Annotated in this window: 19 protein-coding genes; 6 read left to right on the top strand and 13 right to left on the bottom strand. The window is 71.6% G+C overall.

Translation table 11 applies throughout. The features are described 5' to 3' along the window. On the top strand, window positions 1–1,759 hold a 1,759-nt coding region (locus tag ACFY1P_RS05635; protein ID WP_390749800.1), incomplete at its 5' end, for a glycosyltransferase family 2 protein. 470 nt (window positions 1,760–2,229) lie between these two features. On the opposite strand, the gene ACFY1P_RS05630 is transcribed toward ACFY1P_RS05635, so the two are convergent. The 3 genes from ACFY1P_RS05630 to ACFY1P_RS05620 all read right to left on the bottom strand — a co-directional run bounded on the left by ACFY1P_RS05630 (window position 2,230) and on the right by ACFY1P_RS05620 (window position 6,522). Beyond that, on the bottom strand, window positions 2,230–3,561 hold the full coding sequence (locus ACFY1P_RS05630) for a glycoside hydrolase family 6 protein (protein WP_390749799.1): 1,332 nt from the start codon (window positions 3,559–3,561) through the stop codon (window positions 2,230–2,232). Window positions 3,562–3,681: 120 nt separating this feature from the next. Further along, window positions 3,682–5,610, bottom strand: coding sequence for an ABC transporter ATP-binding protein (locus ACFY1P_RS05625; protein ID WP_390749798.1), 1,929 nt, complete (start codon window positions 5,608–5,610; stop codon window positions 3,682–3,684). A 102-nt stretch (window positions 5,611–5,712) separates the two neighbouring features. Next, a complete protein-coding gene (locus ACFY1P_RS05620) occupies window positions 5,713–6,522 on the bottom strand; it encodes a G1 family glutamic endopeptidase (protein WP_361529821.1) in 810 nt (269 codons plus the stop codon). A gap of 348 nt (window positions 6,523–6,870) precedes the next feature. On the opposite strand from ACFY1P_RS05620, the gene ACFY1P_RS05615 reads away from it, so the two are divergent. Both ACFY1P_RS05615 and ACFY1P_RS05610 read left to right on the top strand, forming a co-directional pair. Further along, on the top strand, window positions 6,871–7,437 hold the full coding sequence (locus ACFY1P_RS05615) for a GNAT family protein (protein WP_361529818.1): 567 nt from the start codon (window positions 6,871–6,873) through the stop codon (window positions 7,435–7,437). A 240-nt stretch (window positions 7,438–7,677) separates the two neighbouring features. Then, window positions 7,678–8,661, top strand: coding sequence for a peptidase (locus ACFY1P_RS05610; RefSeq protein ID WP_361529815.1), 984 nt, complete (start codon window positions 7,678–7,680; stop codon window positions 8,659–8,661). A gap of 114 nt (window positions 8,662–8,775) precedes the next feature. On the opposite strand, the gene ACFY1P_RS05605 is transcribed toward ACFY1P_RS05610, so the two are convergent. Further along, the gene (locus tag ACFY1P_RS05605; RefSeq protein ID WP_361529812.1) at window positions 8,776–9,228 is read right to left on the bottom strand and encodes a VOC family protein; all 453 of its coding nucleotides are present in this window, start codon (window positions 9,226–9,228) and stop codon (window positions 8,776–8,778) included. A 93-nt stretch (window positions 9,229–9,321) separates the two neighbouring features. Between ACFY1P_RS05605 and ACFY1P_RS05600 the strand changes: the two genes are divergently transcribed. Next, window positions 9,322–10,023: a DNA polymerase beta superfamily protein gene (locus ACFY1P_RS05600; RefSeq protein ID WP_390749797.1), complete on the top strand. Its 702-nt coding sequence runs from the start codon at window positions 9,322–9,324 to the stop codon at window positions 10,021–10,023. After that, complete coding sequence (locus tag ACFY1P_RS05595) at window positions 10,020–10,790, top strand: DNA polymerase beta superfamily protein (RefSeq protein WP_361529806.1); 771 nt, start codon at window positions 10,020–10,022, stop codon at window positions 10,788–10,790. The genes ACFY1P_RS05600 and ACFY1P_RS05595 overlap by 4 nt, the downstream gene beginning before the upstream one ends. 570 nt (window positions 10,791–11,360) lie before the next feature. Here the strand turns inward: ACFY1P_RS05595 and ACFY1P_RS05590 are convergent. The 6 genes from ACFY1P_RS05590 to ACFY1P_RS05565 all read right to left on the bottom strand — a co-directional run bounded on the left by ACFY1P_RS05590 (window position 11,361) and on the right by ACFY1P_RS05565 (window position 16,884). Next, window positions 11,361–12,254, bottom strand: coding sequence for a TIGR03619 family F420-dependent LLM class oxidoreductase (locus tag ACFY1P_RS05590; protein ID WP_390749796.1), 894 nt, complete (start codon window positions 12,252–12,254; stop codon window positions 11,361–11,363). 71 nt (window positions 12,255–12,325) lie between these two features. Further along, entirely contained in the window at window positions 12,326–12,742 is a 417-nt protein-coding gene (locus ACFY1P_RS05585; RefSeq protein ID WP_361529800.1) for a RidA family protein, read from the bottom strand. A gap of 31 nt (window positions 12,743–12,773) precedes the next feature. Continuing rightward, window positions 12,774–13,898: an amidohydrolase family protein gene (locus ACFY1P_RS05580; RefSeq protein ID WP_361529797.1), complete on the bottom strand. Its 1,125-nt coding sequence runs from the start codon at window positions 13,896–13,898 to the stop codon at window positions 12,774–12,776. Window positions 13,899–13,915: 17 nt separating this feature from the next. Next, window positions 13,916–15,277 (bottom strand): glutamine synthetase family protein, encoded by a 1,362-nt coding sequence (locus ACFY1P_RS05575; RefSeq protein WP_361529794.1) that lies wholly within the window; start codon window positions 15,275–15,277, stop codon window positions 13,916–13,918. A 154-nt stretch (window positions 15,278–15,431) separates the two neighbouring features. Then, window positions 15,432–15,704, bottom strand: a complete 273-nt coding sequence (locus ACFY1P_RS05570) for a hypothetical protein (protein WP_361529791.1) — start codon at window positions 15,702–15,704, stop codon at window positions 15,432–15,434. 223 nt (window positions 15,705–15,927) lie between these two features. Then, window positions 15,928–16,884 carry a carbohydrate-binding protein gene (locus ACFY1P_RS05565; RefSeq protein ID WP_390749795.1) on the bottom strand — a complete coding sequence of 319 codons (957 nt, stop codon included), beginning with the start codon at window positions 16,882–16,884 and terminating at the stop codon, window positions 15,928–15,930. A gap of 408 nt (window positions 16,885–17,292) precedes the next feature. Here ACFY1P_RS05565 and ACFY1P_RS05560 point away from each other — a divergent pair, with 408 nt between their 5' ends. Further along, window positions 17,293–18,159: a hypothetical protein gene (locus ACFY1P_RS05560; protein ID WP_361529785.1), complete on the top strand. Its 867-nt coding sequence runs from the start codon at window positions 17,293–17,295 to the stop codon at window positions 18,157–18,159. Here ACFY1P_RS05560 and ACFY1P_RS05555 read toward each other — a convergent pair. The 3 genes from ACFY1P_RS05555 to nirB form a co-directional block, all read right to left on the bottom strand. After that, the gene (locus tag ACFY1P_RS05555) at window positions 18,143–19,864 is read right to left on the bottom strand and encodes an enoyl-CoA hydratase-related protein (protein WP_390749794.1); all 1,722 of its coding nucleotides are present in this window, start codon (window positions 19,862–19,864) and stop codon (window positions 18,143–18,145) included. The genes ACFY1P_RS05560 and ACFY1P_RS05555 overlap by 17 nt on opposite strands. 721 nt (window positions 19,865–20,585) lie before the next feature. Further along, entirely contained in the window at window positions 20,586–22,319 is a 1,734-nt protein-coding gene (gene nirD, locus ACFY1P_RS05550) for a nitrite reductase small subunit NirD (RefSeq protein ID WP_390749793.1), read from the bottom strand. Further along, window positions 22,316–24,856: a nitrite reductase large subunit NirB gene (gene nirB / locus ACFY1P_RS05545; RefSeq protein ID WP_390749811.1), complete on the bottom strand. Its 2,541-nt coding sequence runs from the start codon at window positions 24,854–24,856 to the stop codon at window positions 22,316–22,318. Before nirB ends, nirD begins: the two co-directional genes overlap by 4 nt. Window positions 24,857–24,878 lie beyond the last annotated feature (22 nt).

Genomic DNA, 24,878 nt, shown 5'->3' with positions numbered 1-24,878 from the left:
TGGGGGTGGGGGTGGTGGGGGTGGTTATGACTATGGGGGTTTCAGTGAGTTGGCGGGGGTGGCGGTGGAGCCGCCGGTGGGGGTGTATCGGGTGGGGTTTCGGCGGTTGCGGGAGCGGGGTGGGGTTGGGGGGTTGTTGTTTTTGGTGTGTGGGGCGCCGTTGGTGTCGTTGGTTTTGTTGGTGTGGTTGTTGTGGCCGGTGCATTGGGTGGTGCGGGGTGGGTGGTTGGGGTGGGTGGATGGGTTGATGTTGGTGTCGGTGGGGTTGGTTGAGGTTTTTCGTGTGGTGAATGTGGTGTCGGTGGCGCATGCGTCGTGGGTGGCGCGGGATCCGGTGCCGGTGCGGCCGTTGCCGGGGTGGCGGGTGGCTTTCTGTACGAGTTTTGTGCCGGGGAAGGAGCCGTTGTCGATGGTGGAGGCGACGTTGGTGGGGTTGGTGGGGGTGGGTTATGAGGGGGTGGTGGATGTGTGGTTGTTGGATGAGGGTGATGATCCGGGGGCGCGGGAGTTGTGTGCGCGGTTGGGGGTGCGGCATTTTTCGCGGAAGGGGGTGGCGCGGTGGAATCGTCCGTCGGGTCGTTTTCGGGCGCGGACGAAGCATGGTAATTACAATGCGTGGTTGGATGCGCATGGTGATGGTTATGATTTTTTGGCGTGTGTGGATACGGATCATGTGCCGTTGCCGAATTTTCTGGAGCGGATGCTGGGGTATTTCCGGGATCCGGATGTGGCGTTTGTGGTGGGGCCGCAGGTTTATGGTAATTATGTGTCGGGGGTGACGAAGGGGGCGGAGTCGCAGCAGTTTTTGTTTCATGCGTTGGTGCAGCGGGCGGGGAATCGTTATGGTTCGGCGATGTTTGTGGGGACGTCGAATTGTGTGCGGATCAGTGTGTTGCGGCAGATCGGGGGGTTGTTTGATTCGATTACGGAGGATATGGCGACGGGGTTGGAGATTCATCGTCGGCGGAATCCGGTGACGGGTGGGCGGTGGCGTTCTGTGTATACGCCGGATGTGTTGGCGGTGGGGGAGGGGCCGTCGTCGTGGACGGATTTCTTTTCGCAGCAGTTGCGGTGGTCGCGGGGGACTTTTGAGACGTTGTTGTGTCAGTTCGGTGGGGCGGTGTGGGGGTTGTCGTGGGGGCGGTTGTGGAATTATGGGTTGTTGGTGGCGTATTACCCGTTGGCTGCGTTGACGTGGGTGTTGGGTGGGGTGTCGTGTGTGTTGTTTTTGGTGGTGGGGGCTGCGGGGTTGGGGGTGTCGTGGCCGGTGTGGTTGATGTTGTACGGGGATGCGTTGGTGTTGCAGGTGGTGTTGTATGTGGTGAATCGTCGTCATAATGTGTCGCCGCATGAGCCGGTGGGGTCGTCGGGGGTGGCGGGGATGGTGATGTCGGCGGTGGCGGCTCCGTTGTATGCGCGGGCGTTGGGGCAGGCGTTGTTGCGGCGGCGGTCGGGTTTTGTGGTGACGCCGAAGGGGGGTGCGGTGTCGGGGGATTGTGTGGGGACGTTTCGGACGCATGTGGGGTGGGCGGTTGTGTTCGGGGGGTGTTTGGTGGGGTCGGTGGTGTGGGGTCATGATTTTGTGGTGATGCGGGTGTGGGCGTTGTTGGCGTTGGTGACGTCGTTGGGTCCGTTGTGTTTTTGGTGGGTGGGGCGGCGTGGTGAGGGTGGTTCGGGTGGTGGGGTGTCGGTGGTGGCGCCGGGTGGGTCGGAGGCGGCGGGTGTGACGGGCCGGGTCGGAGAACGCAGCCCCGCGTAAGATTCCTCGCCTATACGGCTCGCTGAGGCGGTCAAGTCGGCGCGGGGGGTAGGTTTTTCCCCCACCCCACCCCACCCCACCCCACCCCACCCCACCCCGCCCCGCCCCTTCCCGGCTGCATCTGATGTGCGGCTCCGCCGCGTGAGGGGCTTCGCCCCAGCCCCCTGACCGCGCTCCGCGCGGTGTCCTCAAGCGCCGGACGGGCTGAATTGGCACCCACATCAGCCAAATCCAGCCCGTCCGGCGTTTGAGGACGCGCCCGAAGGGCGCCCCCGCCGCAGGCGGCAACGAACCCGCACTCGGGGGTCTGGGGCACGCGCCCCCCACGCGGCGGAGCCGCCCATCAGACGCAGCCGGGAAGGGGCGGGGCTGGGGAACAAAGCCCGCCGCAGGCCGACCCCGAGGCCCGTACGCCCGCTGCAAGCGACTCCGCACCCGGCCGAGCGCGGAGCCTCGTAGCGGATGAGCGCTCAGTGTCCCGTCGGTGTCGCCCCCGCGAGTTGGAGCGCGTAGTCGGCCCACCAGTGCCCGGCCGGCGGAGCCCCCCTGCACGCGCCGTCGGACTCGCCGGGGCGCTTGATCCAGAGGAAGGCGTCGATGAGGGGGCTGCCGGTCGCCGTCGTGGGCGGGGTGCCCAGCGCGCGACCGGGAGGGTTGCACCAGGGCTCGTCCCCGGCTCTGCCCACGGTGCGTCCGATGACGCTCCGCACCCAGCCGTCGGCCATGAAGACGCCGTCGTCCTCCTCCTCGGACTCGACGCCGTTCCTGACCGCCTGGCCCTGGGCCGGAGGTGCCGAGGGCGGCGGCGGGGGCACCGGTGACGGGTTGTCAGGGGCCTTGGGGTCCTTGTCCGCGGGCAGCGGGCCGTTGCCGTTGCGGCTGGTGTCCACGACGTAGTGCGCGCCGTCCAGCAGGGCGGACAGCCGGTCACCGTAGGCGCGAGTCACCGGTGTGGTGTGGAAGTTGGAGACGTTCAGCGCGAAACCGTCGGCGCGCGCGACCCCGGCCTGCCGGAGCGCGTCGGCCAGGTGCTTCTCGTCCGTGATCCACCCGGGGTTGCCCGCGTCGAGGTAGACCGAGACGCCGGGCTGGGCCTTGAAGATCCGTACGGCATCGGCCAGCAGCATCAGCCGTTCGGCGGCGGCCGCGCCCGGCACACAGCCGGAGGCCCATTGGGCGAGGGCGTCGGGTTCGAGGACGACCCACGCCTGCCGGGTGCCGATCCCCGCCGCCGCGCGCGCCGCCCACGCGCGGTAGTGCGCCGCGTCGGGGGCGCCTCCCGAGGAATACTGACCGCAGTCCCGATGGGGGATGTTGTACGCGACCAGCACCGGGATGCGGCCCGCGCGGTCCGCCTGCCGGGTGACCTGCTCGGCCTGGTCCTTGGGGTCCTGGTCGGTCAGCCACACGGCTGTCGGCCGCTCCGCGATGCGTTCCAGGACCGCCGCGTCCTGCTCCCGGCCCCGCTCCTTCCACAGCCGCACCTGGCGGGCGGCGGGCCCCGAAGGCTCCACCCAGAACGGCGACGTGGCCTTGCTGCCCTCGTCGCCGACGCCGTCGGCGAGGGCCCGCCCGCCCGCGACGGGCAGCCACACCATGCCCGTGCACACCAGCAGGGCGGCCCCGCCCCGCATCAGACCGTGCGAGGTCCGGGCGGCCCGGCGCGGCGGCCGGTCCCTGCGCCGACCGGCGAGCCGGTCGCGGTGGGCGCCGCCACCGGCGCCCCCGCCGTGCTGTGGACCACTGCTCCGCCGCTGCCGCTCGAGGAAGCCGGCGGTGTGTCTCCCAGGTCGGTTACCCACGCGTCCCCCTGGCTGAGTGTCAGGTGCACTGTCTCCTGCGTCCCTTCCAGGCTGACATGTGTCGCTCCGTCAGACCCTGTCGGACTGCGCCGAACGGGCCGCGTGGGTCGCGCGCCACGGTCACCGCTTTGCTCGCTCCACCTCCTCGGAGCCCCTGACACCCCGGTCGTTCTGGAGCTCCCACAGCTCGCGGAAGAGCCCGGGGCGGCTCGTGAGCTCGCTGAACGTGCCTTGCTGGATGATCTGTCCGCGGTCGAGGACGACGATGCGGTCGGCGACGGCCACATTCGCCAGCCGGTGCGTGACGAGGACGACGGCCCGGTCCTCGGCGATCCTCCGCAGCCCGGTGAAGATGCGGTGCTCCGCCCGTGCGTCCAGGGCGCTGGTGGGCTCGTCCATGACGAGCAGTCCGGCCTGTCGGTAGAACGCGCGGGCGATGGCGATGCGCTGCCACTGCCCGCCGGACAGGTCCACCCCGCCGTACCACTCCCGCGCCAGCAGGGTGTCGAGACCGCTGCGCAGCCCGGCGACGACCTCGTCCGCCCCCGCGTGCCCGGCCGCCCGGAGCACGGGCCCGTCGCCGGCGCCGCGCGGCTGACCGAGCGTGATGTTCTCCCGGGCGGACAGGGGCCAGTGCGCGAAGTCCTGGGGGACGACCGCGGTCTGCTGCCACATCGCCCGCGGATCGAGCTCGGCGGTCTCCCTGCCGTCCCACGTCACACTGCCGTCGGTGGGGAGGTAAAGCCCCGTCAGGAGCTTGCTGAGCGTGGTCTTCCCGGAGCCGTTCTCGCCCACCAGCGCCAGCACCTCACCGCGGTGCACCTCCAGGCTGACCTTCTCCAGCGCCGGGTGCTCCGAGCCCGGATAGCAGTACGTGAGCCCTTCCGCCCTGACGGACAGCGGCGCTTCCGGGATCCGCGAGCCGCGCCGCATCCGGTGTCCGCCCGCCTCCTCGATGAACTCCGCCCAGTCGTCCAGATACAGCCCGGTCCGGAAGAGCCGGGTGCCGTAGCCGACCATGCCGCGCAGTGACGAGCCGACCGTGCGCAGGGCGAAGACGGCCGTGCCCGCCGACGCGACCGTCATGTGTCCCGACTCCAGCAGCAGGGCGAGCGCCGTCCACACCATCCCGGAAGCGATACCTCCGGCCACGGCGCCCAACAGCGCGTACCGCGCGCCCTGGTGCACGGCCCGGTCGGTCGCGGTGTCGATGCGGTTGCCGATGGCCCGGTAGCGGTCGAGGAGGAAGGGGGCCATGGTGCAGGAACGGAGCTGGTCGGCGTGGTCCCGGTCGGTGACGTTCCAGCGCATCAGCCCCAGGACCCGGCGGTCGCCGCTCAGAGCGCGGGAGGTCAGATAGTGGACGCGCGCCCCCTTCACACCGGCGATCCCCTGCGGCAGCGTGGCCAGGACGAGCAGCGGCAGCAGCACCGGGTGCAGCAGCGTCACCACACCGGCGGCGGCCACCAGCGAGGCGACGCAGGCGATGAGGTCCTGCGATTCGGTGAGCAGATCCCGGGCGACCTCGGCGCCGCGGTCCGCCGCCTCGCGCTTGTCGTTGAAGCCGGGGCTGTCATAGGCGACGAGCTCCGCGTTGATCGCCGCGTCGAGCATCTGCATCTCCGCCTCGCGTGCGATCCGCGGGGAGAGACGACTGGAGATGTTGCTGACGGCGATCCCGAGAAGCGCGCGCGCCCCGGCGGCGCCCGCCAGCGCGACGAGGGACGGCAGCGCCTCCATCAGCCGTCCGGAGATCCGGCCCGACGCGATGAGCGCTGTGATCGTCTTCGTGGTGGCCAGCAGCCCGAAGGCTTCCGACGCCCCGGACAGGATCTGGCAGGCCAGCAGCGCGACCACCGCACGCCGGTCCACCCGCCAGGCCAGGGACAGGGCCTTCCGCACCAACTGCGGCAGGCGCCTGCTCATCGCCTGGGCGGTGAGAGGACGCCTGTTCAGGACGGCCAGGGTGCGGGAGCGGAACCTTAACTGTTCGCTGGGTCTTTCGGCGGCCTCATTGGTCTCAGGGGTCTCAGTGGACTCGGAGGTCATGCGTCTCCCAGAGCGTACGAGTCGTGGTGATTGCCCGCACGATGCCGCACGTCCTGGATGAATTACTGACAAATAGCTGAAGGACCACTCGAAGGTGGAGGGTTATTCCGCGAGATACGCGACGGAGAAGCTGTCGAGGTCGGGTCCGTACGGCTCGCTCACCTCGTTCTGCTGCCGACCCCTGCTGCTGGCCCACAAGTTGATCGCGCCGACCGAGCCGGGAGCCGCTCCGTCGAACCTGGCCTTGGTGAAGTCGATCTGACGGAATCTCGGGAACAGCCGGTGATTGGACTCCACGATCACTTCCGCGCTGCTGTTGGCCGCGGTCCAGTTGTCGGCCTTCTTCGTCCTCGTCCACTTCTGGGTCTCGTCGGTCAGCGTCAGTTCGTAGGTCGTGCCGGAGACGTGGTGCGCCGTGGCGTGGACGATGTCACCGGGCTGCACGCGGTCGTGGAAGTAGACCGGGGGCTCGGGGTAGAACTCGTACCAGTTGTCGAAGGTCGGGGTGCCGCTCTCGCAGCTCTCCTGGATGCCGATCTGCTCGACCGTGTCATCGCTCCAGCCGTCCAGGCCGACCCACTCCGCGACGGAGTCGCCCTCCGAGGAACAGGCGATGTCCGGCACGGTCCAGGTGACCGAGGCCGTCGTGAAGGGGCGGCCCCCGGCCACGTAACCGCTCCAGTTGTAGCCGTTCTGCGAGCGCCGCTTCCCCGCGCGACCCCGGGCCTGACCGCGGTACGGATCGAAGCCGGCGTGCGCGGAAGCGGCGACCGTGGCGCCGCCCGAATGGTGTGGCGTCGTCGGTGTCGTGAGGGCGAGCCAGCAGGTCAGCGCGGCCACGACGAGCGCGGCCCAGGGAATCGCTCCGTGCAGGGCCGGCCGTCTGCGCCGCCGCTCGGTCGGGTCGGTCACCGGCCTCTCCTGTCGTCCGTGCCGCCAACGGGTGGCCAGGGAAGGCGCCCGGCAGGACGGTGACCCCGACTGCTCACAGTGTGAAGTATCTCCGGTACGTACGGTTACGAACATCCCTCATGTGGGGGACCGGCGGTGTCGGCCGGACGGCGGCCCGGGATCCTTCCCCTTCACGTCACTACACGTGTGGGTGGTCGTCCCGCGGACCCCGGGCCTCTCCTGTGTCCGCCCTTCACGCTGGGACGGCCGACACGGAAGAGGCGCCCTGTGGGCGGAACCTCGAAAGCGTCGCGCCACGTCCCCGATTACGCCGGGCGCTCCGTCGCGTCCGGCGTGGAAGGAAGCAACATGAGCAGCCCGCATCTCCTCCTCACCGGAGAACGGCTCGCCCTCGGCATCCCCCGTCAGGAGACGCTGACCGAATACCACTTCTGGGAGAACGACCCCTCGACCATCCTCGGTCGCGGCAACCGCTTCCCGCGGCCGTGGGAGGTCTGCGAGGAAGCCTGGGAATGCCAGCTCGGCGACCGGGACCACCCCACGTTCGAGATCGTACGCATGAAGGACAAACAGCCCGTCGGGGTCACCGCGCTGCGTGTCGATCCGCGTCTGCGGGCGGCCGAGTTCACGATCGTCCTCGCCCCTGCCCAGCGCGGCAAACGCTACGCCGAGGAGGCGACCCGCCTGACGCTCGACTGGGGTTTCCACCTGGGTGCGCTGGGCACGGCCTGGCTCAGGGTCCTGGAGCCGAACCGGGCGGGGATCGCGGCCTTCGCGAAAGCCGGTTTCCGCCTCGCCGGGCGCCTGCGGAAGTCCGGGCACTGGCTCGGGCAGAGCGTGGACGTCCTGCTGATGGACGCCCTGCCCGAGGACTTCCCGGGCCCGTCCGCGATGTGCGTGGCGCTGGGCAGCTGATGCCCGGAGCGCCGGGCGGGCCGGAATCTCCGGTGCGCCCGGCGCGCGGGACCGGTGGCCGGTCTCCGAGGTCGGCATTCGGCCAGCGCTTGACGCGCGCCTGACAATTCAAGGCTTCCGTGGGACCCTCCCTCACGCACCTCGTATCCGCACCGCTCGTCTGCCCGGACCGCGGCCCACGCGGTCCGGCCCCCCACCGCCCGCGCGACCTCTCGCGCGGCCAGGGCAGAAGGAGTACGCGTGAGACGTCCCCACCGCACCACCGCCGGAATACTGCTGGCCGCCGGCGCCCTGCTCACCGCCGGTCTCCAGACCGGCGCGGCCCACGCCGCGCCGGACACGTCCCGCGGTGCCACGGCCCGCACCGCCGCCGCCACGGCGGCCGAGCAGCAGAAGGTCCGCGACTTCTGGACCCCCGAGAGGATGCGCACGGCCACCCCGCTCGACCTGCCGGGCATCACCTCGGCCACCCTCGCGCGGCAGGTGTCCCACAGCGCGCCCACCGCCGTCGCGCCCACCGCTCCCGCCGCGCACCTCAAGGGCTTCCCGCAGGCCGGCGGGGCGTGGACCGGCGAGGGCGCCGTCCTGAAGACCAGCGGCCGGGTCTTCTTCACCTTCCAGGGCCGCACGGCCTCCTGCACCGGTGACGCCGTCACCAGCAAGAACGGCAGCACCGTCCTGACCGCCGGACACTGCGTCAAATACCAGGGAGCCTGGCACACCAACTGGACGTTCGCCCCCGGCTACCACGACGGGCAGGCGCCCTACGGCACCTGGACCGCGTCCAAGACGATGTCCACCCCTCAGTGGGTCGCCAGCGAGGACATGAACTACGACGTCGGCGCCGCCGTCGTCGCACCGCTGAACGGCCGGACCCTCACGGAGGCCGTCGGCGCCCAGGGCCTTCAGTTCAACGGCGCCTACAACCAGTCCCTGTACGCATTCGGCTTCCCCGCGGCCGCCCCGTACGACGGGACCAAGCTCATCTACTGCAGCGGGACGTCGTCCAAGGACTTCCTCCTCACCAAGGACCACGGGCTGTCCTGCAACATGACGGGCGGCTCCAGCGGCGGGCCGTGGTTCGCGAACTTCGACGAGACCGCCGGCTCCGGGCTCCAGGCATCGGTGAACAGCTTCGGCTACACGTTCCTGCCCAACACGATGTTCGGGCCGTACTTCGGTGACGACATCAAGACGCTCTACGAACAGGCACAGACGACCTGACCGTTACGCGACGGCGGCGGGGCGGGCAGGGCGTGTGCGCGGCTGTGCCGGGGGCCCACATGTCGGGCTGCTGTGACTTCGGCGTCCTGCCCGTCCTGCCTGCTCCGGCCCGGTCTACGCCGCGCAGAACTCGTTGCCCTCGGGGTCCCGCATGATCCACCAATGGCCGGCCGGGCCCTTGTCGACCTCGCGGACGCGGGTCGCCCCCAAGGCTTCCAGCCGGGCCACGAGCTCGTCGAGGCCGCCGGGTTCGCTGTGGATGTCGAGGTGGAGGCGGTTCTTGCCGGGTTTGCCCTCGGGTACGTCCTGGAAGAGCAGCCGTCGGCCGCGGCCGGTGCCGCTGGTCCGGTCGAACGGGTCCTCGGGGTGGCGGATGGCGGCGTAGCCGCGGAAGACCTTGCGGCCGCGGTGCTCGGTGACCGCCTCCTCGGCGAGGTGGCCGGCGGCCAGCAGTTGCTCGATGAGAGCGCTGGGGTCTTCCACCTCGTACTCCAGGGCCGCTGCCCAGAAGTCCGCGAGGGCGGATGCGTCCGTGCTGTCGATGACCAGCTTCCAATGCAGTGCCATGGGTCCATTTATATGGCAGCCGTCGTGCGGTCACGGGGGCTGGGGGCCGTAAACCATTTGGTCGATGGCGGCGGTGTTACGAAAATGGGCCGCATGTCAGAGGCACAGCACTTGGTCGAGCGGCACACGATCCTTTCCGTGGTCGCCGGATCGCGGGCGTTCGGGCTGTCCACGGCCGCTTCGGATATCGATCGCCGAGGTGTGTACGTCGCTCCCACCGCCGGCTTCTGGCGCCTGCTGAAGCCGCCCACTCATGTGGAAGGCCCGCTGCCCGAGCAGTTCAGCTGGGAGGTGGAGCGGTTCTGCGAGCTCGCGCTCTCCGCCAATCCCAACATTCTCGAAGTCCTCCACAGCCCGCTCGTCGAAAAGCGCTCGGCTCTCGGTGACGAACTGCGGGACCTCGCCCCGGCATTCCTCTCCCGCAGGGCACATACGACGTTCGCGCGGTACGCCGGTGCCCAGTTCACCAAGGCGGAGAACCGGCGGGTACGCGAGGGCGAGCCGCGCTGGAAGCACGTCATGCATATGCTCCGGTTGATGATCAGCCGCGCCTCGCTGCTGGAGAGCGGCACCCCGCACATCGACGCAGGCCCGTACCGCGAACGCCTGCTGGCCGTACGTCGCGGCGAACTCTCCTGGGGCGAAGTCCGCACCTGGCGCGACGAGCTGTCCGTGCGCCTGGACCAGGCCCTGGCCAAGAGCCCGCTCCCGGAACACCCCGACGCCATCCGCGTGGAGAACTGGCTGATCTCGGTCCGCCGTCGCTCCCTGACCGACGGAAGCAGCCCCGTATGACCACCCACACCGTGAACGGCCTGCCCGACCTGGCACGGATCGTCGCCGGGCAACGGCACCCTCTGCTGTTCGCCACGGTCTCCGGCGCCCACCTCTACGGTTTCCCGTCCCGCGATTCGGACGTCGACCTGCGCGGTGTCCACCTGCTGCCCCTGCGCGACGTCCTGGGGCTGACGCCCGCTCAGGAGACCCAGACCCGCATGTGGGACACCGACGGCCTGGAAATGGACCTGGTCACCCACGACCTGGCCAAGTTCGCCCGGCTCCTGCTCGGTCCCAACGGCTACGTCCTGGAGCAGCTCCTCTCCCCACTCGTGGTGCACACGACCCCCGAGCACGCCGCCCTCGTCGACCTCGCCCCGCGCCTGCTGACCTCGCACCACGCCCGCCACTACCGTGGCTTCGCGAAGACACAGTGGCGCCTCTTCGGGAGGACCGGCGAACTCAAGCCACTGCTCTACACGTTCCGCGTGCTGCTCACAGGCATTCACCTGATGCGCGCCCACGAGATCCAGGCGGATCTGCCGACGCTGCTGGACAGCGAGCGGGCACCGGGCTACGTCCAGGACCTCGTGGCCGCGAAGGCCGCGGCCGAGCACGGCCACCTGTCCACCCTCGACGGCGCGCCCTCGCACCAGCGGCTGACGGCCGACGTCGAAGAGCTCCACGCGGCGCTGGACGAGGCGGAGCGGTCGACGACGCTGCCGAACGAGACCGATGCCGGGGCCGATCTGAACGAGCTGGTGATCCAGGCGCGCCTACGGTAGGACAGGCGTCCGCAGGCTCTTAAGTGCCGAACCCGCCAATGTCCCCAACTCTCGTGGCCGCTACAGAAGTTAAGACGGCGGGCCTCGGCCGACTGGTCCGCGGCCGAGTCGAGGCGACTGCGAGCCGTGCCGCGGATCTGGCATGCTGGGCTCGTGAACTACCGAATCAGGAAGGACGATGCCGCGTAAACGGCCGTCCCGAGTCCGCGGTGTCGGACGTCATGGCAGGCGCAAGCCGTATGCGGAACGGGCGTCCGGGCTGCCCCGGGGCTCCGGCAAGCTTGCCGGAGCGGTGTCCCGCCTCGAACACGACCGGCTCTGGCCCGGCGCGGTAGCCCAGGCTTTGCGCCAGTGGTCGCGGACAGCCCACCGGCCTCAGCGGGGTCTTTCAGGAGGTTGTGGTTGCCCTTTGTGCAACCCCTTCTGCACAACCGACGAACGCGCTGTCCTGGAAATCGCCATCCACGCCCTTCCGCGGCCGAGAGCGCGCGAACCTGGCCCGACCTCTCCGCCCCCTCCGGCGAGGGGTGGTGGGTACGCCGTTGCCGGGGATGAGCCTCCGTGTGGAGATCACCCCGCCCGGTACCTCCTCAACGCCCTGGTGCCCAGGTCGAGGGCCTCCTGTGGGTCTTTCACCAGGCGTTGGAAGTCGAAGAAGCAGCCGTCCGCCCCGGTGTCGGCGATCACGGTCAGGGCCTTGGCGATGCTTTCGGGCGTGGAGCCAGGTTCCGGGAAGTAGCGGATTTCGCGGCGGAGTGCGGACGGGTCGCGTCCGGCGTCCTCCGCGGCCCGGCGGGCGACGTCCCACAAGGCGGCGCGCTGGTCGGGCGGCATGGTGATGCCGGCCCAGCCGTCGGCGCGGCGGCCTATCCGGCGCATCGCCGCGGGGGAGAATCCGCCGAGCAGGACGGGCGGGTGGGGGCGCTGGACCGGTCGTAGGTCGACATGGGCGCGGGGGATGCGCCAGTTGGGTCCCTCGTGTTCGAAGGGGTTCTCGGTCCAGATCCCGTGGAGGATGTCGAGGATCTCGTCGAGGTGCACGCCCCGCTTGGTGAAGTCCGTGTTGACCGCGGTCGCCTCGTCGCGCAGCCAGCCCAGGCCGAGTCCCACGTCCAGTCGGCCGCCGCTGAGCTGGTCGAGAGAGGTGAGGGTGCGGGCGAGTAGCAGGGGCGGGTACCACGTGGCATTGAGGGTGCTGGTGCCCAGCCGCGCCCGTGTGGTCGCGGTCGCGGCGGCGGCCAGTACGGTCAGCGGGTCGAGGAAGGTGGTGTATTCGCGGGGGTAGGGGTTCTCGGGGGTGAAGCCCGTCACCGGATAGACGTCGCTGGGCTTGACAGGTGTCAGCGACCGGTCGCTGACCCAGAGCGAGTCGAAGCCGGCCGCTTCGGCGTCCCTCGCGAACGCCGCGATGCGGCCGGCCTGCGCATGAGTTCCGTACTGAGGAAGCGCTATGCCTATCTGCATGACGCCATCGTGCGCCCCCGGGGAGGGGTTTCGCCAAGACGGCCTGGAGTGAGGCATGTCACTTCGAGGTGTCAGGCGCGCTGGTCTCCGACGATCGCGAACGCCTCGACCTCCAGCAGCAGTTCGGGCCGGAACAGCGCCGCCACCTGCACGGCGGAGCTGGCCGGAGGGCGGCCGGTGTCGATGAACTCGTCGCGTGCGACGCGGACGGCGGGCAGGTGGGCGACGTCGGTGACGAAGTAGGTGAGCTTCACGACGTCGTCGAAGGTCGCCCCCGCCGCGCCGAGGCAGCGGCGCAGGTTCTCGAAGACCTGTCGGGCCTGCGCGCCGGCGTCGCCCGCGCCGACGAGCTCGCCCCGCTCGTCGAGGGCGACCTGGCCCGAGACCGCGACGAAGCGCCCGGTGCCGGAGACCACATGGGTGTAGCCCGTGGCGGGTGCGACGCCGTCGGGGGCCGGGATGTGTGTGAGGTGAGTGGGTCGGGACATGACGCCATCCTGATCGAATGCCCGCTCGGTGTCACCCCGTGTCCCCACCGAGGCGGTAGACCCGCCGGGCGTTCCCGGACGTGATCATCTCGGTGACGCGCCCGGCGTCACCGGCCGCCCAGGCGCCCTCGCGCACCCAGCCGTCGAGGAGCCGGCCCAGGGCCTGGGTGAAGAGACGGGTGGCGGTGACGTAGAGCTCGGGGAGGCCGTAGGCGTCGGTGGAGAACAACAGCTTGCCGAACGGCGCGAGTTCGAGGGTCTCCGCCAGGACGGCCTCGGCGCGGGCCCCTGTGTGGGGGACGGCGAGGCCGATGTCGGTGTACACGTGAGGGAACGCGTGGGCGAGATACGCGCCGCCGCGGTGGTACGGATAGGTGTGCAGCAGCACCAGCGGGCAGCCCGTGGGCGCGACGGCCCGGACGAAGTCGGTGAGCAGCAGCGGGTCGGCGCGGTGCAGGCACAGGTCGGGGTCGCCGAAGCCGGTGTGGAGCTGGAGGGGGAGCCCGGTGTCGGCCGCGGTCCACAACAGGTGGCGCAGCAGGACGGGTTCGCGCAGCCGCTCGCCGGGTTTACGGGTGGCCAGCCAGCCGTCCGCGGCCCGGCGTACCTCCGCGGGGGTCGGCCGGGCGGGGTCGAAGTCGAGGCCGTGGCGGTAGGCGACGACCGATTTGAACGCGGCGGCGGTACGGGCGGCCTCCCGTACCGCGGCATGAGACGCGTCGAGGAACTCCCGGCAGCCGCCCGTGGTGTCGGCGGTGTGCTCGGCGAGGGTCTCCAGACGGGCGATCTCGTGGGCCCGCGCTCCGGCGGCGGCCGCCAGTTCGTCCGCGGTGGTCAGCCCGTCGGACAGGCCGGTGTCCACGAGGTGGTCGGTGATGCCGGTCGCGCCGAGCAGCAGCCGGAGGGTCTCCTCGGTGCCGAGTTCGGCGCGCCGGGCGAGGTAGTCGGCGGGCGGGCAGTGTGCGGGCAGGCCGAGCAGCGGCGGGCACCAGCGGCGCAGCGCGAAGCCGAGCTGGGTGTCGAAGAAGGTGGTGCCGGGTGCCGCGGGGGCGTCGGATTCCGTGAGGTACGCGGCGAACTGCTCGGCTGTGAGCGGGGACCGGGCGACTCCGTGACAGTGGTGGTCGACCAGCGCGACCGGTTCGTGGATGCTCATCGGCCTCTCCCCGGCGCTCAGTAGCGGTGCCGGAGTGCGGCGGCGAGCGCCTGCGGGGACCGGTCGTGGGCCAGGGCCGCCTCGCCCTGGCGGACGGCGAGGAGGGAGGCGAAGAGGGGCTCGCCCAGTGCCGTGCGCAGGAGTTCCGAGCCGGCGAAGCGCTCGGTCGCGGCGGTGAGCGAGTCGGGCAGCCGGGTGGCGTCGGTGCCGGCGGGGTTGCCGGTCACGGGCGGCGGGAGGGTGAGGCCGCGGTCGAGGCCCTGGAGTCCGGCGGCGATGACGGCGCCGACGAGGAGGTAGGGGTTGGCGGCGGCGTCGAAGCACTTGAGCTCGGCGTTCGCGGCGTCGGGGCCGAGCGGCGGGCCGGGGACGAAGCGGAGGGCCGCCTCGCGGTTCTCCACGCCCCAGCACTGGTACGGGCCCGCCCACTGGTTGGGCCGCAGCCGCAGATAGCTGGCGGGCAGCGGTGCGCCGATGGCGAGCAGGGCGGGGAGCTCGGCGAGGGCACCGGCGAGGAACGCCTCGCAGGTGCGGCTCATGCCGTGCGGGCCGTCCGTGCCCCGGCAGAGGTTCTTGCCGTCCTGCCACAGGCTGAGGTGGAGGTGGGCGCCGTTGCCGACGCTGCCCGCCGCGGTGGCGGGTGCGAAGGAGGCGGCGAGGCCGTGGTGGAGCGAGACGGCGCGGACGGTCTCGCGGACCAGGACCGTGAGGTCCGCGGCGTGCACCGGCTCGGCGGGGGCGACGGAGATCTCGAACTGGCCGCTCGTGTACTCCGGGTGGATCTGGAGCACGTCGACGTCCTGGGCGGCGAGGGCTTCGAGGATGTCGCGCAGATAGCCGGAGAGCCCGACCAGCCGCGTCATGCCGTAGGCCGGGCCGATGGCCGCGTCCGGCACGGGCGGCTCCGTGCCGTCGTCGGCCCGGGTGGTGACGGTCCATTCGGTCTCGATGCCCATGAGGAGCCGGAAGCCCTGGGCGGCCGCTCGGGCGGTCATCCGCCGCGCGAACTGCCGCTGGCAGGCGGCGTACGGAGTGCCGTCCTGTTCGTAGCGGTCGACGGGTGCCCAGGCCCAGCCGGGCTGCGCGGCGAGGACGGTGAGGCGGTCGAGGTCGGGGATCAGGCGCAGGTCGCCGACGGGCCCGCCGATGTGGGCGCTGTCGACGGTGGAGTCGTCGGAGAGGAAGACGTCGAAGACGGGGGACATGCCCACGCCCCACTGGGCGGTGTGGGAGAGACGGGCGGTGGGCACTCCCTTGACGCGGGTCATGCCCGCGTTGTCGACCCAGGTCAGGGCGACGCCGTGGATGTCCTTCGCGGTCAGCCGGGCGGCGTGCTGCCGGGCCTGTGACCCTGCTTGTTCACGTTCGGTGCTGTCCATGAGCTGCCTCCTCGTGGCCCGCGGCGCCGGACGACGCCACCCCCGGCCGGAGCCGCCGGGCCCCTCCGGGGGTGGCACGTCGCCCTGTGTCGCTGTCAGATCGCTATTAGATCGCACGTCCGCCGCTGCCGGGCCGCCGTGGGCGCCGGGCGGGTCAGGCGGGGCCGGGAAGGGGATGGTGAGCGGGGGTGGAGCATTCGGGGCACCAGTAGCCGTCGCCGTGGACGTAGGCCCAGCCGAGTTCCTTGATGTGGGGGGTCGCGGTGTGGGCGTGATGGAGGAGGTATCCCCACAGGTCGTCGTCGCGTGACGGGCCGGGGTCGGAGATGACGAGATCGAAGGTGGTGCGGGCGTCGCAGCCGCGGTGGTCGCACGCCAGATAGAACCGGACAGGTCCGGGGGTCTTTCCTGCGGTCGTCAAGCTCATGCGGTCCACTGTCGGGGAGTCCTCGGCGGGGGAGTGGGGTGATCGTGGGATGTCTCCCCCGCATCGGTGACGCTGCGTGTAAGTGAGGACGGTGCGGGGTAACGATGCGTGTTGGCCCGCTGGGGCTGAGGGGTCGCGATTTGACGAACCGTCAAAGCGATTCGGTCGAGTGCGGTCAACTGGCCGAGAGGACCGGTGACTTCCCCGGACCCGGGCCGGCCCGCTACTGGCGCACGGTCCAGTGGTCGTTCGCCCCCGCCTGGAGGAAGCGCAGCGCGGGGCAGAGGAACGCGCTGCCCTGTGGATTGTCCTCGGTCCAGGGGGAGTCCGCCGGACGGGCGGACTTCCAGGTGCCGCCCCTGCGCAGCTGGACGGCGCTGCTGTCGAAGACGGTGCCGCGGGCCTCGGTGCAGTAATATCCGTTGCCCGTCGAGGGGTTGACGCTCGCGTAGATCTCGAACATGTCCCAGCCGTGGTCGAGCCCGCTCTGGTCGCGGCCGGACTGCCGGTAGAGCAGGTCCCAGCCGGAGGTGCGGTAGTTGTAGAGGTACGCGGACCACTGGTTGGCCGAGGTGTTGTCCTGGACCATCTGCACGGTGTACGCGGGGTGCCCGGATGCCGAGGTGGTGTACGTCGCGAGGAAGTTCGCGTCGATGGCCAGCGTCTTGGCGGGGCCGCCGGGGCTGGAGCACCAGTCCCAGGCCCAGAGCTCGTCGCCGGAGTTCCAGTAGGCGGTGACCATCTCCATGCAGGAGTTCTGCGCCTTGGTCGTGGGCGCGTAGGTGAAGTTGTCGGCGTCCGACACGTGGTAGGCGGGGTCGACGCTGTGGGTGGCCATGATGCCGTCGTGGGTGCCCGGTTGGGGGAAAACGCCCCACCAGTTGTGGGTGACGTCGGCGTCCTTCGGCTGCCGGCCGGATATCCGGGCCTGCTGGGCGGCCTGTTCGCGGCGGCCCTCGGCGAAGGCGCGCACGGCGCGGTCCCGTCCCGGAGCGGGGGAGTCGGCCGGCCGGCGGGCGAGGGTGACGGTCCCGCGGTGCGGTGCGTCGGGCGAGGGTGTGTGCGCCGCCGTGCCGGAGGCGGGCCCGGTCGTGGGGTGGGCGGCGGCGGAGACGGTGGTGCCCAGTGCGGCGCACGCGGTGAGCAGGACCGCGGCCAGACAGGTGCGGTATCTCTTCATGAGGCTCCTCCGGAACCGGACGGAATGCGGCGGGGGTGGGAGCGTGGGCCCGGGGCCGGCGGTGGGCTGGTCCGGACCAAGCGGTGAGAATGTCCATGACAATCACTGAAGTGTCAAGGGCCACCGCCGTTCCCCGCGCCCCGGGGTGCCGGCACCGGTCCGTACGCCCGACGGCGGCCCTCGCGGCGGGACTTGGCCGGAACGCGCCGGGGAGCGGCGCCCACCCCCGGCCGTGCCGCTGCCCGGCCGCGCCTCCTCGCGCGCCCCGAATGACGACGCCACGCCACCGGCGGCGCCCTCCCGTTCACCCGGACGTGGCCCTCGGCACCCGCGCGCGACCTGCGGTCGCGGCCCTATCCTGGATGACTGCCGAGTCCTTCCCGTGGCACCAACCCCTGGGGGTCACCGATGACAGCGGAGACGGATCTCACGACTGCGAGTCCCGACTGGGGCAAGGCCGATTTCGGCGACATCTACGACTGCCCGGACCCCAGCTCCTACTTCACCACCCTGCTGCCCCTCGCGTATCAGATCCCCCACCACGGCCAGGCCGTCTTCCGGACACTGACGGAGACGCTGCGGACCCGCCGCGCCGGTCACGGACCACCGGCTGTGGTCGACGTGTGCTGCTCGTACGGCATCAACGCCGCCCTGCTCAACCACCAGGTCACCCTCGACGACCTCTACGCCCGCTACACCGCGCGCCCCGCCGGGGCACCCGTCCCGCACCTGCTGGCCGAGGACCGGGCCTTCTTCACCGCCCGGCGCCGCCCCGCGCCCGTGACCGTGACGGGCATCGACGCGGCGCCCCGGGCCGTCGCGTACGCCCGGGCCACCGGCCTGCTCGACCACGCCTTCGCGGAGAACCTCGAGACCACCGACCCCAGCCCGGCCCTGCGCGAGGTGCTGGCGGGCACCGATCTCGTCACCGTCACCGGTGGCATCGGCTACGTCTTCACCCAGACCTTCGCAAGGCTCCTCGCCGCCATGCCCCGCCCGCCGTGGGTGGCCGCCTTCGTGCTGCGGACGGTGCCGTACGAGCCCATCGCCGAACTGCTCGGCCGGGCGGGCCTGGTCACGGAGAAGTTCCCCGGCCGCACCTTCCGGCAGCGCCGCTTCGCCGGACCCGCCGAGCGGCAGGCCGCGTTCGAGGCGCTCGCCACGCAGGGGCTCGGCACGGCGGGCAAGGAGGCCGACGGTTATTACCACGCCGACCTCTATCTCTCCCGTCCCGCCGCCGACGTCGTCGAGCTGCCCCTCACCGGCCTGCTGTGACGGCCTCCTCGGCACCCGTACCGGCACCGGTCTCGGCCAGCGGCTCCTTCCTGACGAAGGCGCGGCGCCGGGCGTGGTAGGGCGCTCCGCGGTCGAAGAAGACGGCGCGCGTCAGGGCCAGTTCCTCCTCCCGGTAGGCGGCCAGCGGCCGCTCGGCCTCGTCGCGTTCCCGCTCCGCCGCCTTGGCGCTGATCCGGGGGCGCAGCCCGGGGGAGGAGGCGAGGTCGACGGCCAGATCGGTGACCCGGGCGCCGAACTCCGCGGGCGCGGCGTCGACCAGCCGGTCGACCAGCCCGATGCGCGCCCCGGCGGCCGCGCTGTACGGCGCGGCCTCCTCCATGAGCCGCTCGGTCATCTCGGCGCCGACGCGGCGCGGCAGGGAGTACGTCCAGTATTCGGAGCCGTACAGCCCCATCAGCCGGTAGTGGGGGTTGAGCACCACCCCGGTCCTGCACCACACCTCGTCCGCGGCCAGGGCCAGCATCGCCCCGCCCGCGGAGGCGTTGCCGCCCAGCGCGGCGACCACCAGCCGGTCGGTGGTCGTGAGGACGGCCTGGACCAGGTCGTCGAGGGCGTTGACGTTCGCCCAGGACTCCTCGGCCGGGTCGGCGGCGGCCTCGATGACGTTGAGGTGGATGCCGTGGGAGAAGAAGCCGCGGCCGCCGCACAGGACCAGCACGGAGATGGGGCGGGAGCGGGCGTAGCGGTAGGCGGCGAGCAGCCGGCGGCACTGGGTCGTGCTCATCGCGCCGCCGGGGAAGGAGAACCACAGGAAGCCGGCCCGTCCCTCCTCGCTGTAGCGGATGTCGGTCCATGTGCTGCGATGACCGCTCAGGTCCAGCGGGGCCTTCGCCTCCGGCAGGCGGGGCAGCGCATCGCCCAGCGCCAGGGTCGCGGGCAGCTTGACCGCGGCCGGTTCCCCCGGCAGGCGCCGTCGGCGCAGCCGCGGGATCCACACCGCGCCATCGGCGGTCGCGCGGCACACGGCCCCCGCCCGGGTGGCCAGCAGTTCGCCGGGAGGCCCTGTCAGCCGGTCCTCGACATGACCGCCGTGCAGATACCACTCGCGGCCGAGCAGGGTGTCCAGCACGCCCGGCCGTGAGTCGGCGGCGCGCAGCTTGCGCAGGACCGTTTCGGTGGGGTCTGCCTCCCAGTCGATGCGCCGCAGCTCCTGCCGGAAGTACGGGCGCGAGCGCACCGGCACGCCCTCCGCCCCGTCGATCCCGCTCTGCCGCACCGGCAGATAGGTGCCGGAGGTGAAGCGCCGCACCGCCAGCAGCACGGCGGCGAGGGCCGCGTCGGCGATCTCGTTGCGGTACAGATCGCTCTTGGCCACCGCCGGTACGGCGCACGGGACGGTGGCCCACACGTCCCCGGCGTCCAGTTCGGCCTCGGCCTGGAAGACGGTGACGGCCCACTCGCGTACGCCCTCGTGGATCGCCCAGTCCAGCGCGGACGGACCCCGGTCGCCCACCGGGCCCGGGCGGACGACCAGGCAGGGGTGGGCGGACCACACCTCGTGCGGGATGACCGTGGTGAGCATCGGCGCGAGGATCAGATCGGGGGAGTGGCGGCCCACGATCCCGGCGGGGTCGCCCCGGTGGGGCACCCGCTCCACCGCCACCGTGTGCCCGTGGTCGCGCAGCTCGGCGTAGACGCGCTGGGTGAGGCTGTTGAGCGCGTCGGCGAGCAGCAGGATGTTCATGGCGACCTCCGGGCAGATCTCGCGTCGGGCTCTTCGGGCGTGCGGCCCGGGGAGCGGGCTGGGGACGGGCCGGAGCGGGGACGAAGCCGTGTGGCGGCTGGGCCTGTCGAGGCGGATGGGGGCAGCAGGATGAGAGTTTGATGCGTACGGGCCGCGCCGCGCCCGAGACGCGTCCGGTATGTCACCCGGACGACGGCGCCCCGGAGCCGGGCGGCACGCTACGGAAAAGCATTCGATCACCGGTCGTCTGTCTGGCTGGGCTCGGCCGCATGCCAAGCGCTCCGCCGGAAGTCCGGTGCGTCGTCTGCGAGTGGTTCGCGGCCGGTCGCGCCCACGCGGCGGAGCCGCATGCCGAAAGAGCCCCGCGCCTCTTCGGGGCGCTGCCGAACCGCACCACGCGGGCCACACCGCGGAGATGCACCTCCACGAGAACGCCCGCTTCGGCTTCACGGTCGAGAACCTGAGGCTGGAGCCGCCCGCGCCGGGGAGCGTCGAGGCCGCCTTCGAGGCCGCCGGGACGGGGCTGAGCGCCGTCGGCCTCCGCGGCGCGCCCAGGTCCCCGTCCGGCGGCCCCGACCGGATCCGCCCAGGGGGCCTACGTCCACACCCCCGTCCTCGACGCCTTCGACGGGATGCCGCACGTCCCGACGTCCACGGTGACGGAGCACGAGGACTTCTGAACGCGGCCACCGGTGCGGTCACCCCGGCGTCGGCGGAGCGCTCACACCCGCGCCACCGACCCCCGCCGGTTGTAGATCCAGTGCACCACCACCGCGCACACCCCGTAGAAGCACAGGAAGGCGATGTACGCGCCGTCGCCCCGCCCGGTCGCCAGGAACGACTGGCGGAAGGCGACGTTGACCAGGACGCCGCCCAGGGCGCCGATCGCGCCCGCGAGGCCGATGAGGGCCGTCGCGCGGCGGTGCGCGCCCGCCCGGGTGGCCGCCGGGTCCGCGCCGTCCGCGATCGCGGCCCGCGCCCGCGCGTCGTGGACGGCCGGGATCATGCGGTACGTGGAGCCGTTGCCGATGCCGCTGAGCACGAACAGCGCGACGAACCCGGCGAAGAAACCGGCGAGCCAGTGGTGGCGCGATGCCGCGAGGATGAGCGCGGCGCATGCCGCCATGGCCACGAACGTCGCCAGCGTGACCCGCGCACCGCCGAAGCGGTCCGCCCAGGCCCCGCCCCAGGGGCGGGAGAGCGACCCGAGCAGCGGGCCGATGAACGTCAGGTACGCGACCTTCACAGGAGTGTCGAACTGGTCGTGGAACTGCACCTGTAGAACCTGCCCGAAGGCGAAGCCGAAGCCGATGAACGACCCGAACGTCCCGATGTAGAGCAGCGAGAGCGCCCAGGTGTGCCCGTCGCGCGCGACCTCCCGCAGGACGGGCCGGTCTTCGCGCCCGGCCGGGAGGTTGTCCATGCGCAGTGCGGCGAGCAGCGCGGTGAGCAGGATCAGCGGCAGATAGATCACCGGCAGCAGCCGGGGATGGTCCGCGCCCGCCGTGGCCAGCACGAGCAGGCCCACCAACTGCACGGCGGGCACGCCGAGATTGCCGCCGCCCGCGTTGATGCCCAGCGCCCGCCCCTTGAGCCGCTGCGGGTAGAAGGCGTTGATGTTGGCCATGGAGGAGGCGAAGTTGCCGCCGCCGACCCCGGCCACGCAGGCGGTGACCAGCAAGGTGGTATAGGAGACCCCCGGTTCGAGTACGACGACGGCTGCCACCGCCGGGACCAGCAGGAGCAGGGCGCTGACCAGGGTCCAGTTCCGGCCGCCGAAGCGGGTGACGGCCCAGGCGTACGGCAGCCGGAGCAGCGCCCCGAGGGCGGTGGGCAGGGCGGTGAGCGTGAACTTGCCGGCCGGGTCGATGCCGTACTCCGGGCCGAGGAAGAGCACGAGCACCGCCCACATGCTCCACACCGAGAAGCCGATGTGCTCGGTGAGGACGGACAGCACCAGGTTCCGCCGTGCGGTCCGGGCGCCGGTGCGCTCCCAGAATTCGAGGTCCTCCGGACGCCACTCGGTCAGGGCCCGGCCGCGTGGTCGCGCGCCGGCGGGCGGGTCGTCGACCGTGCGGACCTGCCAGGTGCGCAGCGTGGGCGGCGCCCCGTCGACGGTGTCCCCCTCGTCGAGGCAGGTGCCGGTGCGCAGGTCGAAGGACTGCTTGTACATCGGTGAGGTCACCACCGGCACACCGTCCCGGCTGCCGGTGATGCCGCGCGAGATGACGTACGCGCCGCTGAACGGGTCGCGGTTGGTGAGGGCGAACAGGGCGCCGGAGTCGTCGCGGAAGAGTGCCACCTGCTCGTCGCCGACCAGGGCGGCGCGGCCCCGGCCGGGGGTGAGTTCGGCGTAGCGGCACACGGCCGTCCAGGTGGTGCCGTCACCGATCTCCACGATCGGTGACGCGGCGGCGGGTGGCTCCTGAGTGCGGGGGAGCGCGGCGTCGGTCATCGTGCGGATGCCTTCCCTGCGAGTGCGATGCCCACGGGAACGGGCAGGCGGTGGCCGTCCTCGTCCGCGCGGGCGGGGCGGATCTGGGCGCGTTCCGGTACGAAGCGCACGGCGGGGTCGGGGGTGCCGGGGGCGTTGACGAAGGAGGAGAAGCGGTGCAGGCGTTCGGGGTCGGCGAGGGTGGCGGCCCACTCGTCCTCGTAGCCCTGGATGTGACGTGCCATCAGCTCGTCGAGGTCGGCGCAGATGCCGAGGGAGTCGTCGACGACGACGGCGCGCAGGTGGTCCAGCCCGCCCTCCAGCCGCTCGATCCAGGGCGCGGTGCGTTCGAGGCGCTCGGCGGTGCGGATGTAGAACATCAGGAAGCGGTCGATCGTCCGGATGAGGGTGTCGCGGTCGACGTCCTCGACCAGCAGGTCGGCGTGGCGGGGCGAGGTGCCGCCGTTGCCGCCCACGTAGAGGTTCCAGCCGGCGGCCGTCGCGATCACCCCGAAGTCCTTGCCGCGGGCCTCGGCGCACTCGCGGGCGCACCCGGACACCGCCGACTTGAGCTTGTGCGGTGAGCGCAGGCCCCGGTAGCGCAGCTCCAGCTCGATGGCGAGCGCCACGGAGTCCTGTACGCCGTAGCGGCACCAGGTCTGCCCCACACAGGACTTCACGGTGCGCAGGGACTTGCCGTACGCGTGCCCGGACTCGAAGCCGGCGTCGACCAGGCGGCGCCAGATGGCGGGCAGCTGGTCGACGGTCGCGCCGAACATGTCGATCCGCTGCCCGCCGGTGATCTTCGTGTAGAGGCCGAAGTCACGGGCTATGGCACCGATGGTGATCAGGCCGTCGGGAGTGATCTCACCGCCGGGAATGCGCGGCACCACGGAGTAGGAGCCGTTGCGCTGGATGTTGGCGAGGAAGTGGTCGTTGGTGTCCTGGAGGGCGGCCTGTTCGCCGTCCAGGATGTACGAGGTGTCGCCCAGCCCCGCCAGGATGGAGGCCACGACGGGCTTGCAGACCGCGCACCCCTGCCCGCTGCCGTGCTCGGCCATCAGCTGGGTGAAGGTGGTGATGCCCTTGACGCGGATGATCTCGTACAGCTCGGCGCGCGTCTGGGCGAAGTGCTCGCACAGGCCGCGCGCGGTCTCGACGCCGGCCGCTCCGAGCTCCTCGGTGACGATCTCGCCGAGCAGCTTCTCGCAACTGCCGCAGCCCGTACCGGCCTTGGTGCACTTCTTGACCGCGGCCAAGGACGTGCAGCCCTGCTCGCCGACGGCCGCCTTGACCACGCCCTTGCTGACGTGGTGGCAGGAGCAGACGACGGCGTCGTCGGGCAGGGACCCCGCGCCGAGCGTCCGCTGCCCGGCCGCGGCGGGCAGGACCAGCTGTTCCGGCGATACGGGCAGCGGCCGGCCGTTCCCGGCGAGCGGGCGCAGCGAGGCGTAGGAGTCGGTGTCGCCGATGAGGATGCCGCCCAGCAGGGCGCCGTCCGCGTCGACGACCAGCTTCTTGTAGACCCCCGCCCGGCTGTTGGCGTAGAGCACCTCCAGGGCGTCCTCGGCGCGGCCGTGCGCGTCACCGAAGCTCGCCACGTCCACGCCGAGCAGCTTGAGCTTGGTGGAGGTGTCACCGCCGGTGAAGCTGCCTTCCTGGCCGCCCAGTTCGCGGGCGACGGCCTCGGCCATGGCCTGGCCGGGGGCCACCAGGCCGTAGACCTTGCCGTCGGCGGCCAGCGCGCACTCGCCGATCGCGTGGATGCGCGGGTCGGCCGTGCGGCAGGAGGCGTCGACGACGATGCCGCCGCGCTCGCCGACGGGCAGGCCGCACTCCCTGGCCAGCTGGTCGCGGGGCCGGACGCCCGCGGCGAAGACGACGAGGTCCGCCGCCAGACGGGTGCCGTCCGACAGCTTCACCGCACCGACCCGCCCGTCGGGACCGGGGTCGATCCGCTCCACACCCACACCGGTGTGCACGGACACCCCGAGCGCCTCGACCTTCCGGCGCAGCAACGCGCCCCCGGCCGCGTCGATCTGCATGGCCATCAGGTGCGGGGCGAACTCCACCACATGGGTGTGGAGGCCCAGTGCCCCCAGTGCCCCCGCGGCCTCCAGCCCCAGCAGGCCGCCGCCCACGACGAGACCGGTCCGGGCCTTCGCCGCGCGGGCGCGGATGGCGTCGACGTCCTCGAGCGTGCGGTAGACGTGACAGCCCTCGGTGCCGTGACCGGGCAGGGGCGGCACGAAGGGGTACGAGCCGGTGGCCAGGACCAGTTCGTCGTAGTCCACCTGGTGGCCGGAGGCGGTGCGCACGGTCCGCGCCTGGCGGTCCACGCCCGTGACGGCGTCCCCCAGGCGCAGCTCGATGCCGTGCCGGCCGGCGAAGCCGGGCGGGCACAGTGCCAGCTCCTCGGGCGCGGTGCCGGTGAACACCGAGGTGAGGCGCATCCGGTCGTAGGAGGGGAGGGGCTCCTCCGCGAGCACGGTCACGTGCCAGCGCTCGCTCGCACCCTCCTGCTCGAAGAGGGCTTCCAGGAACCGCTGGCCGACCATGCCGTGTCCCACGAGGACCAGA

Origin of the sequence: Streptomyces sp. NPDC001407 (assembly GCF_042895325.1) — a bacterium.
Classification (GTDB): Bacteria; Actinomycetota; Actinomycetes; order Streptomycetales; family Streptomycetaceae; genus Streptomyces.
The sequence above is the reverse complement of the archived record's forward strand: the minus strand, read 5'-3'. Positions and strand labels throughout refer to the sequence as shown.

Excerpts from the sequence above, each read along its gene's own strand:
- ACFY1P_RS05615 (WP_361529818.1), top strand. The coding sequence starts at position 6,871 with ATGAGCAGCCCGCATCTCCTCCTCACCGGAGAACGGCTCGCCCTCGGC.
- ACFY1P_RS05590 (WP_390749796.1), bottom strand. The coding sequence starts at position 12,254 with ATGCAGATAGGCATAGCGCTTCCTCAGTACGGAACTCATGCGCAGGCC.
- ACFY1P_RS05580 (WP_361529797.1), bottom strand. The coding sequence starts at position 13,898 with ATGAGCATCCACGAACCGGTCGCGCTGGTCGACCACCACTGTCACGGA.
- ACFY1P_RS05600 (WP_390749797.1), top strand. The coding sequence starts at position 9,322 with ATGTCAGAGGCACAGCACTTGGTCGAGCGGCACACGATCCTTTCCGTG.
- ACFY1P_RS05575 (WP_361529794.1), bottom strand. The coding sequence starts at position 15,277 with ATGGACAGCACCGAACGTGAACAAGCAGGGTCACAGGCCCGGCAGCAC.
- ACFY1P_RS05585 (WP_361529800.1), bottom strand. The coding sequence starts at position 12,742 with ATGTCCCGACCCACTCACCTCACACACATCCCGGCCCCCGACGGCGTC.
- ACFY1P_RS05555 (WP_390749794.1), bottom strand. The coding sequence starts at position 19,864 with ATGAACATCCTGCTGCTCGCCGACGCGCTCAACAGCCTCACCCAGCGC.
- ACFY1P_RS05565 (WP_390749795.1), bottom strand. The coding sequence starts at position 16,884 with ATGAAGAGATACCGCACCTGTCTGGCCGCGGTCCTGCTCACCGCGTGC.
- ACFY1P_RS05570 (WP_361529791.1), bottom strand. The coding sequence starts at position 15,704 with ATGAGCTTGACGACCGCAGGAAAGACCCCCGGACCTGTCCGGTTCTAT.
- ACFY1P_RS05560 (WP_361529785.1), top strand. The coding sequence starts at position 17,293 with ATGACAGCGGAGACGGATCTCACGACTGCGAGTCCCGACTGGGGCAAG.
- nirD (WP_390749793.1), bottom strand. The coding sequence starts at position 22,319 with ATGACCGACGCCGCGCTCCCCCGCACTCAGGAGCCACCCGCCGCCGCG.
- nirB (WP_390749811.1), bottom strand. The coding sequence starts at position 24,856 with ATGGTCGGCCAGCGGTTCCTGGAAGCCCTCTTCGAGCAGGAGGGTGCG.
- ACFY1P_RS05605 (WP_361529812.1), bottom strand. The coding sequence starts at position 9,228 with ATGGCACTGCATTGGAAGCTGGTCATCGACAGCACGGACGCATCCGCC.
- ACFY1P_RS05595 (WP_361529806.1), top strand. The coding sequence starts at position 10,020 with ATGACCACCCACACCGTGAACGGCCTGCCCGACCTGGCACGGATCGTC.
- ACFY1P_RS05625 (WP_390749798.1), bottom strand. The coding sequence starts at position 5,610 with ATGACCTCCGAGTCCACTGAGACCCCTGAGACCAATGAGGCCGCCGAA.